The following is a 16,070-nucleotide window of genomic DNA, read 5'->3' on the forward strand; positions in this document are numbered from 1 at the left end:
ACTTCGCCAACGTTTTGTTTTATCTGACTAATTCGTTTGTTGGTTAGGTCTGCTTAACCTGCTCTTATAGCCGTATAGTCTATAACAAGTGTAGCAAGAAAGGTACGGGTGTTATTCTTCTTCGTTGAATTTTGCCGTAATGAGCTCTTCAATCGCAGCTAAAGCCATTTCAGCATCTTCACCTTCCGACACGACCGTCACTTCTTTACCCTGATAGCTTTCCAGCATCATCAGGCCCAAAACACTGGCGGCAGAAGCAGTTTTGTCTCCCTGTATCAGGGTGATTTCAGCTTTAAACTGTTGGGCGACTTTAACAAGCTGCGTTGCAGCGCGAGCATGTAAGCCCAGTTTATTTACAATAACAAGATTCTTTTCCAGTCTCATACACTCACTCACTTCAATCTTACAGGGTAGATTGGCATTAACTGCTTAATTCGCGGTGTCTCACTTGTACATCTGGATGAGAGGCTTTAAATACATTAGCTAACATTTCGACGACATATACCGAACGGTGTTGACCACCAGTGCAACCAACGGCGACAGTAACATAGCTGCGATTATTGCGTTCCAAATGCGGTAACCAGGTCGCAATTAAACTTTGGATTTGCCAGACAAATTTGGCAACGATTGGTTGAGAACCAAGAAACACCTGAACAGGTGAGTCAAGGCCGGTTAATGGCTTAAGTTCAGGTTCCCAATGAGGGTTGGGTAAAAAACGGGCATCAAACACATAATCGGCATCTTTAGGAATACCGTGCTTGAAGCCAAAAGATTCAAATACCAACACTAATCTTGAGCTTTTCTTGCCCAAAATGCGCTCTCGCACTAATTCTGCCAATTGATGAACCGATAGCTTGTCGGTATCAATATACAAATCAGCACGCTCAGCGATTGGAGCAAGCACTCTACGCTCAGCTTTTATCGCCTCAGTAAGAGACATTTTTTGTTTCGAAAGCGGATGCAGACGACGAGTTTCACTAAAGCGCTTCAATAGCACATCGTCACTGGAATCAAGGAAGACAACGGTCACTTCCCAATTAGTGGGTAAGTAATCAAGAATTTCGTTCAGTTCGTCAGGATCTTTGGGAATGTTTCTAACATCAATGCTCACCGCCACTTCTTCATACTCATTTTCAACCGTATGGGTGAGGGTTGGCAGCAAGTTTACCGGAATATTATCGACACAGTAGTAGCCCAGATCTTCCAACGCTCTGAGCACGATGGTCTTTCCTGAACCTGAGTGACCACTGATGATAATCAGTTTCATACCAAAGCCTCATACAAAGCTTGTTCTGACTCAGCTTTACGTAACTTACGAACAATGTCTCGATCGTTGAGTTTATTGGCAATCGCTGAGAGGATTTTGAGATGGTCGGTGGTATCGTTTTCTGGAACCAGAATCGCAAAGAAAATATCAACAGGTTGATTGTCGATAGCGTCAAACTCTATTCCATCCTGACAGGTAATAATTAAAGCGATAGGTTTTAGCAAACCGGGCAAACGTCCATGAGGAAGTGCAATGCCATGCCCAATGCCCGTACTTCCCATGCGTTCTCTACTCAATAAACTGGTGAGAACTTCCTCTGAGTCTATTTCATCAGACACATCTGCGGCTAACAGACTCAAAAGTTCAAGGATTCGCTTTTTACTTGAGCACCCAATGGCACGTTTAATGCCGTTGGGTGCAAGGATGTCTTTAATATCCATTTTTCTGGTACTGCTTTAAGCTCTAATTAGTGCTTTTTAAGTTTCTCTTTGTATTTAATAACCTGGCGATCCAGTTTATCAATCAAAGAATCAATAGCAGCATACATATCTTCATGTTCAGATGCCGCGAAGATTTCACCGCCATCAATATGTAGTTTAGCTTCTGCTTTCTGACTTAGCTTCTCTACATTCAGGATCACGTGAACATTATTAATATGATCGAAGTGACGCTCCAATTTAGTAAATTTATTATCAACATAGTCGCGTAATGCGTCGGTAATTTCTACGTGATGACCAGTTAGATTAATTTGCATGATCGTCTTCCTTTTTTGGGAACGAGCCTATAACAAGCTCTTACGTTGGTTAGACGGAGGGATCGAGAGCGATTCCCGGTATTTTGCGATTGTTCGCCGAGCCACCATAATACCTTGGTCGGCCAACAATTCGGCAATCTTGCTATCGCTGAGTGGTTTAGCCTGATTCTCGGCAGCCACCAGCTTTTTAATCAATGCACGAATAGCGGTTGAAGAGCATTCTCCGCCATTCTCAGTAGCAACATGGCTACTAAAAAAATACTTCAACTCAAAGATACCTCTGGGAGTATGCATATATTTCTGGGTCGTAACCCGGGAAATTGTTGACTCATGCATATCTACCATTTCAGCCACATCATTTAACACCATAGGCTTCATCATTTCAGGCCCATGTTCAAAAAATCCTTGTTGCTGTTGAACGATACAATTGGCTACTTTCAACAAGGTTTCATTGCGACTTTCAATACTTTTGATAAACCAGCGCGCTTCTTGCACATGATTGCGAATAAACTGGCTATCATTGCTGCTTTTGGCACTTTTACTCATCGCAGCATATTGCTGATTAATATTCAGCTTTGGCACGCTATCAGGGTTTAATTCTACCATCCAACGTCCGTTTTTCTTACTTACCGATACATCAGGAATAATGTAATCCGGCTGTTGGGGATTAATTTCACTGCCGGGATGCGGATTTAACGTCTGTAATAACCGCAGCACTTCACGAAGTTGCTCTTCTTTCAGCTTAGCCTTACGCATTAATGTGCGGAAGTCTTTGCTCATTAACAGGTCTGAAAAATTTTTCAGAATGTCACGCGCTTCTTTCAGCCAAGGCGTGTCATCTTTAAATTGTGATAGCTGAACCAATAAGCATTCTTGTGGTGTATGAGACGCACATCCAACAGGATCGAACCATTGAATACGTTTACGAACACATTCCACTTCTTCCAGCTCTACATCTTCCAAGTCTAAACCCTGAAGTATTTCTTCGCTGGAAATCTTTAAATATCCGGAATCATCAACCGCATCAATAATAGCAATGGCAATAGCTTCGTCAGTTTCAGAGAAAGGGGTTAAGCGCATTTGCCACAGCAGATGATCCTGAATGGAATCGACCGTTTCTCCCTGATAGACATAATCATCGTCACTGCCGCTGGAAATAGGAGAAGGTGCGGGAGCTGAAGACGCACTGTAATATTCGTCCCAAGTGCTGTCTACTGGCAACTCGTCAGGCATTGATGCACTTTCCAGTACATCAGAGGTATCCATTGAATCTGATGATGTATCAGGATAATCATCACCATTTAATTTTTCTAACTGGCTGTCGAAATCATTTTCGTTGTCAGAGCTATTGTGGTCATGCTCTTCAATTTCCAACAAAGGATTAGCATCTAACGCTTCCTGTATCTCCTGACGTAAATCAAGCGTAGACAATTGCAGCAATCGAATTGCCTGCTGCAATTGTGGCGTCATCGTTAATTGTTGACTGAACTTAAGCTGTAATGATGGTTTCATCTATATTGGGTGCTTATATTTTCGGTCGTTGCGAGGCTTTGTTATCCGCTTCTTCCAATTGTTTAACTATAACGTGAATTGTTCGCCCAGGTATACATCTCTGACCTGTTGATTGTTTAAAATCAATTCTGCGTTTCCTTCGGCGATAACTTGACCATGGCTCACAATGTAAGCATGTTCACAAACATCCAGCGTTTCTCTTACATTGTGGTCGGTGATTAAAACACCAATGCCACGCTCTTTTAAATGTTGAATAATCTTCTTTATATCATTTACCGAAATCGGGTCAACTCCAGCGAAAGGCTCATCCAATAATATAAATCGAGGATTCGCAGCCAGAGCTCGGGCAATTTCAACCCGACGACGCTCGCCGCCCGACAGACTCATACCTAAATTGTTACGAATGTGTCCAATATTGAACTCATCCAACAAGTCATCGGCTTCTTGTTCACGTTGCTCATCACTCAATTCTTTGCGCGTTTGCAATATCGCCATTAAATTCTGATATACGGTCAATTTTCGAAAAATCGAGGCTTCTTGCGGCAAATAACCAATACCATGGCGCGCACGAATATGCATAGGTTGTAGTGTCAGGTCTTGCTGATCAATGAATATCTGCCCTTGGTCTAATGGAACCAAGCCTACAATCATGTAAAAAGTGGTCGTTTTACCCGCCCCGTTAGGACCCAGTAAGCCAACGATCTGCCCAGCACTGACTTCAATAGAAACGTCCCGAACAACTTGTCTGGATTTATATGACTTGGCGAGATGCGTGGCGCATAAGGTAGACATTATTTTTTGTCTTCTCCCTTTTTCTTCGCGGCTTCTGGACGGAAAACCGTAACAACTCGACCTTCTTCACCGTTTTGGCCTTCGGCTGATAGCTGCTGCTTATCGAGATTAAAAGTGATGGAGTTACCTTTTACCATGCTGCTGTTTTGATGTAGCTCTGCATCGCCTGTTAAGGTTAACGTGCGGTTTGATACTTGATATCGGATCTCATTGGCAACGGCGCGAATGTCAGAACCATCGTCCATGGTTTGGCTGTAAATAGCAGGATTACCACGAGCAATAAAAACTTCTTTGCCTTCACCTTGAGAAGCATTCACTTCCACTTCCTCAGCGTCAATTTTCAATGAGCCCTGAGAGATATGAACGTCTTCTTTAAAGATAGATGTCTTGCTTTTACCATCGACAAACTGGGATTTTGAATCAACCGTAATCGGCAGTTTAAAATCCTGACTGTCGGCTTGCACCAAACTAATGCAACCGACCGCTACGGCACATACCAATGCCATTTTAGCCATTCGCTTACATGACATATTAGTTAACCGCTTTAGGGTTAAATACGGTTTGAACATGATCAATTAACTCAAACTTTCTGGTTAATAAGTTAGCGACAAATCCATTGCTATGAATAACATAATCCTGACCGGTAATGATCACTGGTTCATTGGATGTCATGGTCTTGTCAGTTAAATTTATTTCTATAAAACTGGTTTCAATCTGCTGCACAAAACCTTCGTCATTCAAGGTTTTAATCAGTACATTGTTTTCCAGCTGAATACGATTATCTTCGTATAAAGTACCTTCCAGAGCATTCACCTGCCAAGGCGACTCTGTTCGCTCAGTAAAAATAGTGTATCGAGGACGCTCAAACACTGTGAACCCAAGCTCTTCAAAATGTTCCATTTTGGTCGCGAAAACCTTATGTGACACCATCCCCTGCTTGTTATACAGGGTACTGAGCATTTCATTTGCCTGGTAGTTAGCTTGCCAACCAAGCTCATCCTCTTCGGTCTGCTGTTCTTTGTCTGTTTCCATCCACATGGGGAGATTTAATAGCAAAATCAATAGAAACAGGAAAAGAATACTGACGGTTAAGCGATTCATAGCCACCCTCTACCAACAAGTGGTGTCTCTGAGTTAAAGACTATGAATTCACAAAGCATCAAGCGACTCCGGCTTTTAACAAATCAAGCATATTCAGTGCGCCAACAGGGATGCGATTGTTATCTAACACCACAAGTCCATTGATACTGCGGGTTTCCATGATGTTAAGCGCTTCAGCTGCCAGCATATCTGCGGTGACCGTTACCGCGCTTTTAGTCATGACATCAGCAATCGGCGTATGATGGATATCAACTTTAGCATCAATAACGCGTCGCAAATCACCATCCGTAAAAATACCTTCAAATTGACCGGCATCGTTCACAACAGCAGCCATGCCCAAACCTTTATTGGAAATTTCCAATAAAGCTGAGCTTATGGTTTCTTTGCTATCCACAATCGGAACCTGATCACCGGAGTGCATGACATCAGCCAATTTCAATAACAACTTGCGTCCCAAAGCACCCTGCGGGTGAGACAACGCAAAATCATCGGAAGAAAACCCTCTGGCATCCAGCAATGCGATGGCTAACGCATCTCCCATAACCAAAGTCGCGGTTGTACTGGATGTGGGCGCCAAACCAAGGGAGCAGGCTTCTTTTTCTACCTTGATACAAAGGTGAACATCTGAATATTCCGCCAAGCGTGAGGCAGGGTTCCCAGACATGGCAATAATACGGATCCCCATGCGCTTCACTACGGGTAATAAAGCGAGCACTTCATCCGTTTCACCGGAATTGGAAATGGCCAGCAACACATCCTGCTTGCTGAGCATGCCCAAATCGCCATGGCCAGCCTCTCCGGGATGCATATAAAATGCAGGCGTTCCCGTACTGGCAAGTGTCGCAGCAATCTTATTAGCTATGTGGCCCGACTTACCCATACCAGTAACAACAACCTTGCCAACACATCCCAACATCATTTCACACGCTTGGCTAAAATCTGTAGAGATATATTGCTTAAGATCTTCTATGGCTTTGGTTTCAATCTCTAGTACACGTAGACCGGAGTTAATGTAATTATCAGTATTATTCATTCTAAAAAGTCGTAAACATCTTAAATACTGTGCAGCAATACAACCAGGTACGCCACGAATCCAGCTAATAACAAGCCGCCCTGCCAACGATTGATACTGCGGTTGCCACCAATATTGAAACTAAAAGCGACCAGTAACATGGTAGCACCGAGCATGACGTACATATCCCGGTCGATGGCACCTGGGTCAATAGCCCCCGGAGCAATGAGTGCCGGCATCGCCAATACCGCCAATATGTTGAAAATATTGGAACCGATGATGTTACCCATTGCCAGATCGTCTTCATTTTTCAGTACGCCAGCAATACTGGCCGCCAACTCAGGCAAGCTGGTGCCAATCGCAATAATGGTCAACCCGATAACCAGATCGCTCATACCAAAATGGCGCGCAATCACTACCGCGGAATCCACCATATAACTGGCACTAATCGGCAAAATGAACAGACCAACAACGACCCACGTAATAGCTAAGCCCGTTCCAACATTAACCGGTAACTCTTCATCAACCTCGCTGCCCAAAGGGTCTCGCTTGTCGGCTCTTATTGACAACCAGGTCAATCCACCGATGACAAAAAAGAACAGCACCATCAACACGGCGCCTTCCCAAAACTTAAAGATATAGTCAGCTAGAAACAGAGAAGCAATAAGGGAAACGATCATTAACAGAGGTAATTCTCGTTTAATGGTTCCAGAACGAACCATAATAGGTTTTAACATTGCGGTAAGAGCAAGCACCAACATGATATTGGTAATATTTGAGCCGATGGCATTACCGACGGCAGTATCCGGAGAACCACTGTAGGAAGCCGTCGCAGCTACCATAATTTCCGGGGCAGAAGATCCCATTGCAACAATAGTCATACCAATGACCATTGGCGATATTCCAATATTTTTTGCCAGCGCAGAGGCGCCGTAAACGAATCTGTCAGCTCCCCAACTTAACGCGATGAGGCCAAGGATAAAAACAACGATTTCTACGAGCATGTTATCTATTGAGTTAACTGGTGATTATTTTTTCAGGCGCGATTGTCGCAAATTGTAAGCCTCTTGCCTATTAACTATGACTGAATTATTTCAATCTGCCGTGTTTCTACCCATAAATTGACAATTTTATACAAACAGGGTTCCCGAACTGATGTAACATACTGTGAAATTTGGGTGTCCCGGTCAGGTTTTAATCCTGGCCAATGCATATTGGCCTTTTATGTTCAAATTTAACTGCCGGAACTCCTCTAAAATCATTCGATTTTTTAACTAATACGTTGTTACTTTTTGACTTTGTTTTCCCGACTTGAAAAACCGTAAAATACCCATACTTAACGTGGCACCTCAAACGTCTTTCTTATACGTTTTTGCCTCACTGACGATCAGGAACGAATACTTGCATGGATAATCTCGTTGAAATTGACAATATGTGTTTCAGTCGTGGGTCACGCGTAATCTACGACAACGTTTCCGTGCGCATTCAAAAAGGCAAAACAACGGCGATAATGGGACCCAGCGGGATAGGTAAAACAACCTTGCTGAAGTTGATTGGTGGGCAGTTGATACCCGATAGTGGCGACATTCGTTTTAAAGGCAACTCCTTAGCTCAAATGAGCCGCAATCAGCTATTCAAAGCTCGTCGTGATATGAGCATGTTATTTCAAAGTGGTGCTTTATTTACGGATATGTCGGTATTTGATAATGTCGCCTTCCCTCTTCGTGAGCATACGAAATTATCGGAAGAACTGATTAAGACCACCGTATTAATGAAGTTACAAGCTGTGGGATTACGAGGTGCAGCGAGTTTAATGCCAAGTGAGCTATCTGGCGGGATGGCAAGACGTGCGGCGCTGGCAAGGGCGATCGCACTGGATCCAGAATTAATTATGTATGACGAACCCTTTGCCGGCCAGGATCCTATCTCAATGGGCGTATTGGTGAAGTTAATTAAAGAACTCAACGATGCCCTGAACCTGACCAGCATAGTCGTGACTCACGATGTCACCGAAGTAATGACCATCGCTGACTATGTTTACGTGTTAGCTGATAAACGCATTATTGGTGAAGGAACTACCGAAGAAATCGAACAATCGGATTCTCCGCTAGTACAACAATTCTTGCGTGGTGAAGCAGATGGCCCAGTACCATTTCATTATCCAGCCAAGGATTTCGCCAGCGTATTAGGAGAAACATTGTGATGGAATTCTTTGCTCGAACAGGTCGCCAAACCATTGAATCCTTCGCCACAATGGGGCGTGCCTTTTTCGTATTGATGGGCGCTATTTTTGCTCGCCCTCAATTGATAAAGAATACACCACTGACAATTAAGCAGATTTACATTGTAGGCGTTCAGTCCTTACTCATTATTGGTGTATCCGGCTTGTTTATCGGCATGGTTATGGCGCTCCAGGGCTATACTGTACTAGTAGATTACGGTGCTGAAGAAAGCTTGGGGCCAATGGTTGCTCTGTCACTACTCAGAGAGTTAGGGCCAGTAGTAACCGCCTTATTGTTTGCCGGTAGAGCGGGTTCTGCCTTAACCGCAGAAATCGGCTTAATGAAAGCAACGGAACAACTGAGCAGTTTGGAAATGATGGCAGTAGACCCTTTACGCAGAGTTATCGCTCCACGTTTCTGGGCTGGCGTTATTTCGATGCCAATGCTGGCGGTAATTTTTAGCGCTATTGGTATTTTGGGCGGGCACTTGGTTGGCGTTGATTGGCTAGGTGTCGATTCAGGCAGTTACTGGTCGATTATGCAGTCGTCGGTAGATTTTAGAGACGATGTTGTAAATGGCATCATTAAGAGTTTGGTTTTCGCCTTTGTCGTCACCTGGATTGCAGTGTTTAGAGGATACGATTCCATTCCTACATCAGAAGGAATCAGTGCTGCTACAACGCAAACCGTGGTGCATTCATCCTTGGCAGTTTTAGCTTTGGACTTTGTTTTGACAGCATTAATGTTTGGTACGGAATAGTAGGAGAATAACGTGACATCAAGAAAAATTGAAATTGGAGTCGGGCTCTTTGTCACTTTGGCTATTGCGTCGTTACTAATGATGGCCTTGAAGGTTGCAGATCAGGGAATGAGTGGTAATGGGGAAACCTATAGCTTATTCGCCAAATTCGACAACATCGGCGGACTTAAAACCCGCTCAGCGATCAAGGTAGGTGGTGTTGTTATTGGTCGAGTGGGCAATATTGAACTGGATTCTGAAGATTTTACGCCAGTGGTAGAGCTGGTGATAAGCAAAGAATATGAAGGATTTCCTGATACCAGCTCAGTTTCGATACTGACATCAGGCTTGCTCGGTGAGCAATATATCGGATTTCAACCAGGGTTTTCATTTGAAGGAATCGAAGTATTGGAACCCGGTGATTATATCTCTGATACCAAGTCAGCTTTAGTATTGGAAGACCTGATTGGTCAGTTTTTATTTAGTCAAAAGAATGATTAAAGTCATAAGGATAAACTTGCAAATGCAAACAACTAACTTTCACTCCATGTTAAAAATATCAACGTTACTCATGTTGTTATCTTTACTATTCAGTGTTGGTGCCTTCGCTGAAGAAGAGGAAGATAACCCATATTCATTGCTGGAGGTCGTTGCAGGTAAAACATTTAAACGTATCAAGGATGAACAGCCTCAAATTCAGAAAAATCCAGATCATCTGAAAGAGATTGTAGAGCAAGAGCTGCTGCCTTACATTGATTATCAATTTGCCGCCCTTAAGGTATTAGGTAAACACTATCGTTCTGTACCTCCAGAGAGAATCCCCGATTACTTTCAGGTTTTCAGAAAATATCTGATCGCTACCTATGCAATCGCATTAGGACAATATGACAATCAAACCGTCGAGTTTGAGCCAGAGAAGGACTACGACAAACGCAAAGACGTAACAGTTAGAGCTTTGGTAAAAGAGGAAGGTCGCCCAGATATCAAAATTGCATTCAAAGTGCGTAAGAATCCTAAAACTAAAGAGTGGAAAGCTTACGATATGATTGCAGAAGGGATCAGCATGGTTTCCAGCAAACGTAGTGAATTGGAATCTATCTTGCGTCAGGACGGACTGGATAAAGTTATCGAGATGATGGAAGAAAAAAATAAACGCCCCATCGTTTTGAACGACATTCAGGAACAAGCCTAATGAATGTAGCTTCCCTTGTTACTGTCTCGCAGAATGAATATGCCATTCAAGGCTCATTGGATAACGAGACAGTTCCTGCATTGTGGAAACAATTGGAAAGCACAATCAAATCAATCAAGAGTAAGTGCATTACTCTTGATTTATTTTCAGTAGAGAATATAGATACCGCTGGAGTCGCTTGTTTGGTCAATGGCTGTATTTATTGCAATAAAAAGCAAATCACCATGACCTTAAAAAATGTCCCCGATAGTATCTATAAATTGGCAAAAATAAGCGACGTAGATGGAATATTAGGGCTACAATAGGCACAGTTTTACTTTTCAGTTTAAGCATCATGCAACCAGAAGAAATTAAATCCATTCTTGAACAAAACCTCAATTTATCTGAAGTACACGTGACAGGTGACGGCTCTCATTTTCAGGTAATTGCTGTTGGCAATATGTTTGATGGAATGAGCCGAGTGAAAAAGCAACAAGCTATTTATGCTCCGCTCAATGCACATATTGCAGATGGCACACTGCACGCCGTTTCAATTCGTACTTTTACTGATGAAGAGTGGCAACGTGACAAAAAATTAATCTTGCCTGACGCGTAATCATAATTGCATAGAAACAGAGTATCGAATCTAAAAAACACAAGACCGATACCTGATTCTATCCCGCATTAAACTTATATATACGTAACACTGCTGAAACTACAGCCGTAATTATGGCATTATGTTTTTAATTCCTGACGACATTAATTCTATTCAATAAGGTCTGTAAATGGACAAGCTTCTTATTCATGGTGGCGTATCACTAAAAGGTGAAGTCACTATTTCCGGCGCTAAAAATGCGGCCCTTCCAATCCTGCTGGCAAGCCTGTTAACAGACAAATCGTGCACCTTTACCAATGTTCCGGATTTAAGAGATGTAAACACCAGCCTTGCTCTTCTGAAACAACTGGGAGCTCATGCTGAACGTCAGGATGACGGAAGCGTGTTCATCAATGCAGAAACCGTTAACAACCAAACCGCCTCTTATGAGCTGGTGAAAACCATGCGGGCATCCGTATTGGTGCTCGGCCCTTTGCTTGCCAAATATGGTCAGGCCACAGTGTCACTTCCCGGAGGCTGTGCAATCGGTGCGAGACCAGTAAACCTACACCTCGCAGGTTTGGAGAAAATGGGCGCCGAGATAGAAGTAGAAGGTGGCTACATTAAAGCCAAAGTCAAAGACCGACTAAAAGGCTGCAATATTTTTATGGATATGGTCAGTGTTGGCGCAACTGAAAATTTAATGATGGCAGCGACTCTGGCTGACGGACAAACGGTTATTGAAAATGCAGCACGCGAACCTGAGATTGTCGATTTAGCTGAGTGCCTGAATGCCATGGGCGCAAAAATCAGCGGCGCTGGCTCACCTAAAGTTACAATTGAAGGCGTAGACAACTTGCACGGCTGCCAGTACCACGTATTACCCGATCGTATTGAAACAGGTACTTTCCTTGTTGCTGCCGCAGCAACAAAAGGACATGTTAAATGCATTCATGCTGCACCAGATACGCTTGATGCAGTATTGAATAAACTGGAACAAGCTGGCGCTGAAATCACAACAGGGGAAGACTGGATCGAGCTAAACATGCACGGTCAACAGCCTAAAGCCGTTAACATAAATACCGCCCCTCATCCGGGTTTCCCAACCGATATGCAAGCACAATTCGTTGCTCTTAACGCTATCGCTTCAGGTACTGCCACCGTCACAGAATCTATCTTTGAAAACCGTTTTATGCATGTTCCTGAATTGCGCCGAATGGGTGCAGATATTGAGCTGCGAGGTAATAGTGCCATCACAAAGGGCGACTCGCTGTTGAAGGGCGCCCCCGTTATGGCGACCGACCTTAGAGCGTCTGCCAGCTTGATCATTGCTGCATTAGTAGCAGAAGAATGCGAAACCCTGATTGATCGCATTTATCATCTGGATCGAGGCTATGAAAAGATCGAAGCTAAATTAGGAAATCTTGGCGCGAATATTAAGCGTGTAAGCGAATAACAACGGCTGTTAGCAATAACCTAGAACTCAAAAGTGTGTCGGTTTGCTCTGAACAAATCCAATTGCAAGCCGGCATTATATCTGTGAACGCAGATTCTGCTAAAACAATGGGAATAGGCTTTTGCGGTTCTTCTTTCACCATTAGTCACTTAACACCAATTGCACCACTAATAGGCATGATTAAAGCAGATAGCCAAAACCTATACTCACCAACCTTCGATAATAATGCGACTTTTCTCCTCACATCGCCTAATTGCACAATATTGATGCGCGATCGTAAGTAAGCACCAAAATATTGCACGCCTAAAAAATATCGTTCACATTTCCATCAAAATTAAATTCAACTTCATCGTTAAAAAGACCGAAATGCCATTAAAAAATAGTAAATTTTTATTCAAAATCGTATAAGTACGGCTAATAAATTATCTTTGGCACATTTCCTGATAGGTATCCCAACACGCACCTGATAAGGCGCTTCGACTTCCCAAGTGAATCTTGTAATGAGGTATTAAATGATCAAGAGCACAAATATGTCACTCAGCGCCCAAGAGAAAACCTGGCTTCCATGGTTTGGTTCAAATGGTAAGTTCTCACTAGGCTGGTCATGCTTCCTCAATAAGCATCGCTATCCTTTTGTAGAACGAACCTTTGAAGGTATTGCAGCCACTCGTCAGGATCTCCTGCAAGATTGGGCCTCGAGTCAATGGCAATTTCTGGAAAGTGTCGCGGATGAATTCCAGTTCAGCCCCAATGGAGAAATCGAAAGCTCCACTCTGCAATCAAAGTTTAAGCAAAGTTCCGATATATCCGAGCTGTTTATTATTGATCAAGAGGGAATTGTTATTACGTCAACATACCCAAAGCGCATCGGCTCAAAGGATCTCAATCCCAAAGCCGTAGAAGAAGGTTTTATCTCACAATTCCTTCATGGCCCCTATATCGATCAAGTGACAAAAGACCTCGGCCCAACGTCTTCCAAATTTCATGATGCCGTGACATTGATGTTCTACCTGCCATTAACCGCACCTAGTGGTTCGTCAATCTGTCTTTGTGCCAGAGTTCCCAATGATGTTATCGGCGATCTCATTCAGCGTGAGGCTGGACACATCTATCAGGATTCCGGTGATAACTATCTGTTTATGGTGGATTCGAAATTTGATCCGAGCATACAGCAAGGTACAGCACTCTCACGTTCACGATTTGAAGATCGCACATTCTCTCTGGGAGACAATCTGAAAGACGGGGTTAGAACCGATTGGGGTATAGTTAGTGTGCGAGACCATACCGAGCTGGAGCTCCGCTTTACGGATCCCGCAACGGGGGAACTTCATCCGGGGGTCAGGGAAACCATCAGCAACGGTCAAAATCTATTTGTTACCTACCCAGCGTATTCTGACTATCGTCATATACCAGTTATCGGTAAGGGAGTAACTTTCACACTCCCAGGCTCCAGGGATCGTTGGGGAATGATGTGCGAAGGAGATTTGGAAGAAGTCTATCGTGGTCGCTCATTGAGCTACGACCTGATGCGTCAGTACCTGTTTTTCAATCTTCTGGCAGTGATAACTGCACCGCTATGCTATTCATTATTAGAATGGAATTGGCTTTGGTCTGGTATAGCCACAACAGCCGTTGTTATCACATCAGCTATCGTTTACAGCAAACGAGGGCTATCTCGGGTTTCACGTCGGCTGCACAGAATGACCGATGTCATCCGAGGCATTGCAGAAGGTGGCGGTAATCTCAAACAACGTTTGGATATTGGAAGCAAATCCAATGATGAAATCACCGAATTAGGGCGCTGGATAAATAGCTTTATCGACAGTCTGGACAGCACCGTCAGTAAAGTCATGGGGGTCTCCAGCGAGGTTAAGGAAGCCAAGGCTATTCTGGTGGAAAAACAGGCTGAGTTTAGTGATAACGCAACCAGTGTATTGCAACAGATGCAATTGTTAATCGAACGATTAAAAGCGCAATTACACAGTGTTAAGGAGGCTTCACAAGAAGTTGAAGGGCTCCGCACAGGCTTGGATTCAGCAGCTCAACGAACCAAAAGTCAATTCCTTGCAGTAAAGGATCAAACTGAAAGTATTCGTGCTTCTATCGAAAACTCAGTAAAGACTATCCATCAATTAAACGGTAATGCCAACAACGTAGGCTCTGTAGTGGATCTGATCAGCGAGGTAGCTAATCAAACCAACCTGCTAGCACTCAATGCAGCCATTGAAGCCGCAAGAGCAGGAGAACAAGGAAGAGGATTCGCTGTCGTAGCAGACGAAGTTAGAAATCTAGCGGGGCGCACGGCTGAATCAACGTCAGAGATAGGCCAAATGATCAATGCTATACAGACAAACGCTCGTAAAGCAGTAGAGATTATGGAATCTGGCGTTGCAGGTGTTGAAAATGGATTACGCACGGCAGAAGAAGTGAGCAAAGATGACGGCGGTCTATCGGATATAGTCGTTCAAACCCTATCGACATTATCCAACATCAATCAAAAAGGTACCGAACAATTAGAAAGTGCCCAACAAGTGACTCATATCAGTTCGAAGTTACAAAACTCATTGATTGAAGTACGCCTGGGCACCAGTTCAGTTGATAGCAGTGCTAACCGACTCGAGCAGCTTATGTCTCGATTCCAGGTAACTGGGACTTAATCCATTCAAAGGTAATGCCCTTCATAACATTGGAGGGCTTAGCATTAATATCATCGCACAGCAAAGGGTGCGACTCTTCATGGTCAATTGAACCGTCTTGGTTAACTGATTTCAATCCACGCACCCGCGTAGGGTGCGACTTGTTTACCACAGGTTAAAAATCAATCTATTTTATGTTTCAATCCACGCCCCCGCGTAGGGTGCGACTTTAGAATTTTAGATGGTGATTTGATAGAGGTGGCGTTTCAATCCACGCCCCCGCGTAGGGTGCGACTGAGGCCGTGGACGAAAACGGCGCAAACAAAGAATGTTTCAATCCACGCCCCCGCGTAGGGTGCGACGCTCAACGAGGATGCGTGGGATCAGAATGATCCTCGTTTCAATCCACGCCCCCGCGTAGGGTGCGACCATTGAGCATCAAGTCGATGAAAGTTTAGATTTGGTTTCAATCCACGCACCCGCGTAGGGTGCGACAAAGAAAAACTATTTCGACTGCTTCACCAGCTTGTTTCAATCCACGCACCCGCGTAGGGTGCGACTTTGGGGCGGACATTCTTCTGGTGGAGGAGGGCTGTTTCAATCCACGCACCCGCGTAGGGTGCGACTTCTGGCGTGTATCGTGTGCAATCTTTGCAACGCGTTTCAATCCACGCACCCGCGTAGGGTGCGACTTCAGCACCTGAATGAACAAGGTGTTGTGAGATTTGTTTCAATACACGCACCCGCGTAGGGTGCGACAATTCTAATGGCGTACACAGTAAGAGCAACAAGAGTTTCAATCCACGCACCCGC

Annotated in this window: 18 protein-coding genes and 1 CRISPR repeat array (1 of these 19 running past the window's edge); of the genes, 8 read left to right on the forward strand and 10 right to left on the reverse strand. The window is 43.9% G+C overall.

Features of this window, described 5'->3' with window-relative positions; all coding sequences use genetic code 11:
* Positions 1-111: 111 nt before the first annotated feature.
* From KIH87_RS17505 to KIH87_RS17550, 10 genes are all read right to left on the reverse strand, one after another.
* The gene (locus tag KIH87_RS17505) at positions 112-384 is read right to left on the reverse strand and encodes an HPr family phosphocarrier protein (RefSeq protein WP_232359144.1); all 273 of its coding nucleotides are present in this window, start codon (positions 382-384) and stop codon (positions 112-114) included.
* Positions 385-421: 37 nt separating this feature from the next.
* Entirely contained in the window at positions 422-1,267 is an 846-nt protein-coding gene (rapZ, locus tag KIH87_RS17510; RefSeq protein WP_232359145.1) for an RNase adapter RapZ, read from the reverse strand.
* Positions 1,264-1,707, reverse strand: a complete 444-nt coding sequence (gene ptsN / locus KIH87_RS17515) for a PTS IIA-like nitrogen regulatory protein PtsN (protein WP_232359146.1) — start codon at positions 1,705-1,707, stop codon at positions 1,264-1,266. Before ptsN ends, rapZ begins: the two co-directional genes overlap by 4 nt.
* Positions 1,708-1,733: 26 nt before the next feature.
* On the reverse strand, positions 1,734-2,021 hold the full coding sequence (gene hpf, locus KIH87_RS17520) for a ribosome hibernation promoting factor (RefSeq protein WP_232359147.1): 288 nt from the start codon (positions 2,019-2,021) through the stop codon (positions 1,734-1,736).
* A gap of 27 nt (positions 2,022-2,048) precedes the next feature.
* Positions 2,049-3,533: an RNA polymerase factor sigma-54 gene (locus KIH87_RS17525; protein ID WP_232359148.1), complete on the reverse strand. Its 1,485-nt coding sequence runs from the start codon at positions 3,531-3,533 to the stop codon at positions 2,049-2,051.
* A 66-nt stretch (positions 3,534-3,599) separates the two neighbouring features.
* On the reverse strand, positions 3,600-4,325 hold the full coding sequence (gene lptB, locus KIH87_RS17530; RefSeq protein ID WP_232359149.1) for an LPS export ABC transporter ATP-binding protein: 726 nt from the start codon (positions 4,323-4,325) through the stop codon (positions 3,600-3,602).
* On the reverse strand, positions 4,325-4,840 hold the full coding sequence (gene lptA, locus KIH87_RS17535) for a lipopolysaccharide transport periplasmic protein LptA (RefSeq protein ID WP_232359150.1): 516 nt from the start codon (positions 4,838-4,840) through the stop codon (positions 4,325-4,327). Before lptA ends, lptB begins: the two co-directional genes overlap by 1 nt.
* A 16-nt stretch (positions 4,841-4,856) precedes the next feature.
* Positions 4,857-5,426, reverse strand: coding sequence for an LPS export ABC transporter periplasmic protein LptC (gene lptC, locus KIH87_RS17540; protein ID WP_232359151.1), 570 nt, complete (start codon positions 5,424-5,426; stop codon positions 4,857-4,859).
* A 58-nt stretch (positions 5,427-5,484) separates the two neighbouring features.
* Positions 5,485-6,459, reverse strand: a complete 975-nt coding sequence (locus KIH87_RS17545) for a KpsF/GutQ family sugar-phosphate isomerase (protein ID WP_232359152.1) — start codon at positions 6,457-6,459, stop codon at positions 5,485-5,487.
* Between the two features lie 20 nt (positions 6,460-6,479).
* A complete protein-coding gene (locus KIH87_RS17550) occupies positions 6,480-7,442 on the reverse strand; it encodes a calcium/sodium antiporter (RefSeq protein WP_232359153.1) in 963 nt (320 codons plus the stop codon).
* Positions 7,443-7,843: 401 nt separating this feature from the next.
* On the opposite strand from KIH87_RS17550, the gene KIH87_RS17555 reads away from it, so the two are divergent.
* From KIH87_RS17555 to KIH87_RS17590, 8 genes are all read left to right on the forward strand, one after another.
* Entirely contained in the window at positions 7,844-8,641 is a 798-nt protein-coding gene (locus tag KIH87_RS17555; protein WP_232359154.1) for an ATP-binding cassette domain-containing protein, read from the forward strand.
* Entirely contained in the window at positions 8,641-9,420 is a 780-nt protein-coding gene (gene mlaE / locus KIH87_RS17560) for a lipid asymmetry maintenance ABC transporter permease subunit MlaE (RefSeq protein ID WP_232361515.1), read from the forward strand. The genes KIH87_RS17555 and mlaE overlap by 1 nt, the downstream gene beginning before the upstream one ends.
* Before the next feature lie 12 nt (positions 9,421-9,432).
* The gene (gene mlaD / locus KIH87_RS17565) at positions 9,433-9,900 is read left to right on the forward strand and encodes an outer membrane lipid asymmetry maintenance protein MlaD (protein ID WP_232359155.1); all 468 of its coding nucleotides are present in this window, start codon (positions 9,433-9,435) and stop codon (positions 9,898-9,900) included.
* A gap of 46 nt (positions 9,901-9,946) precedes the next feature.
* A complete protein-coding gene (gene mlaC / locus KIH87_RS17570; RefSeq protein ID WP_408635823.1) occupies positions 9,947-10,591 on the forward strand; it encodes a phospholipid-binding protein MlaC in 645 nt (214 codons plus the stop codon).
* Positions 10,591-10,896: an STAS domain-containing protein gene (locus KIH87_RS17575; protein WP_232359156.1), complete on the forward strand. Its 306-nt coding sequence runs from the start codon at positions 10,591-10,593 to the stop codon at positions 10,894-10,896. Before mlaC ends, KIH87_RS17575 begins: the two co-directional genes overlap by 1 nt.
* Positions 10,897-10,925: 29 nt before the next feature.
* Positions 10,926-11,186, forward strand: coding sequence for a BolA family protein (locus KIH87_RS17580; RefSeq protein WP_232359157.1), 261 nt, complete (start codon positions 10,926-10,928; stop codon positions 11,184-11,186).
* Between the two features lie 169 nt (positions 11,187-11,355).
* On the forward strand, positions 11,356-12,621 hold the full coding sequence (gene murA / locus KIH87_RS17585; RefSeq protein WP_232359158.1) for a UDP-N-acetylglucosamine 1-carboxyvinyltransferase: 1,266 nt from the start codon (positions 11,356-11,358) through the stop codon (positions 12,619-12,621).
* Between the two features lie 530 nt (positions 12,622-13,151).
* A complete protein-coding gene (locus KIH87_RS17590; protein ID WP_232359159.1) occupies positions 13,152-15,278 on the forward strand; it encodes a methyl-accepting chemotaxis protein in 2,127 nt (708 codons plus the stop codon).
* 108 nt (positions 15,279-15,386) lie between these two features.
* Positions 15,387-16,070: a CRISPR direct-repeat array (repeat unit 32 nt; unit sequence GTTTCAATCCACGCACCCGCGTAGGGTGCGAC) (it continues 1,067 nt past the right edge of the window).

Source organism: Paraneptunicella aestuarii (assembly GCF_019900845.1).
GTDB classification, from domain to species: Bacteria; Pseudomonadota; Gammaproteobacteria; order Enterobacterales; family Alteromonadaceae; genus Paraneptunicella; species Paraneptunicella aestuarii.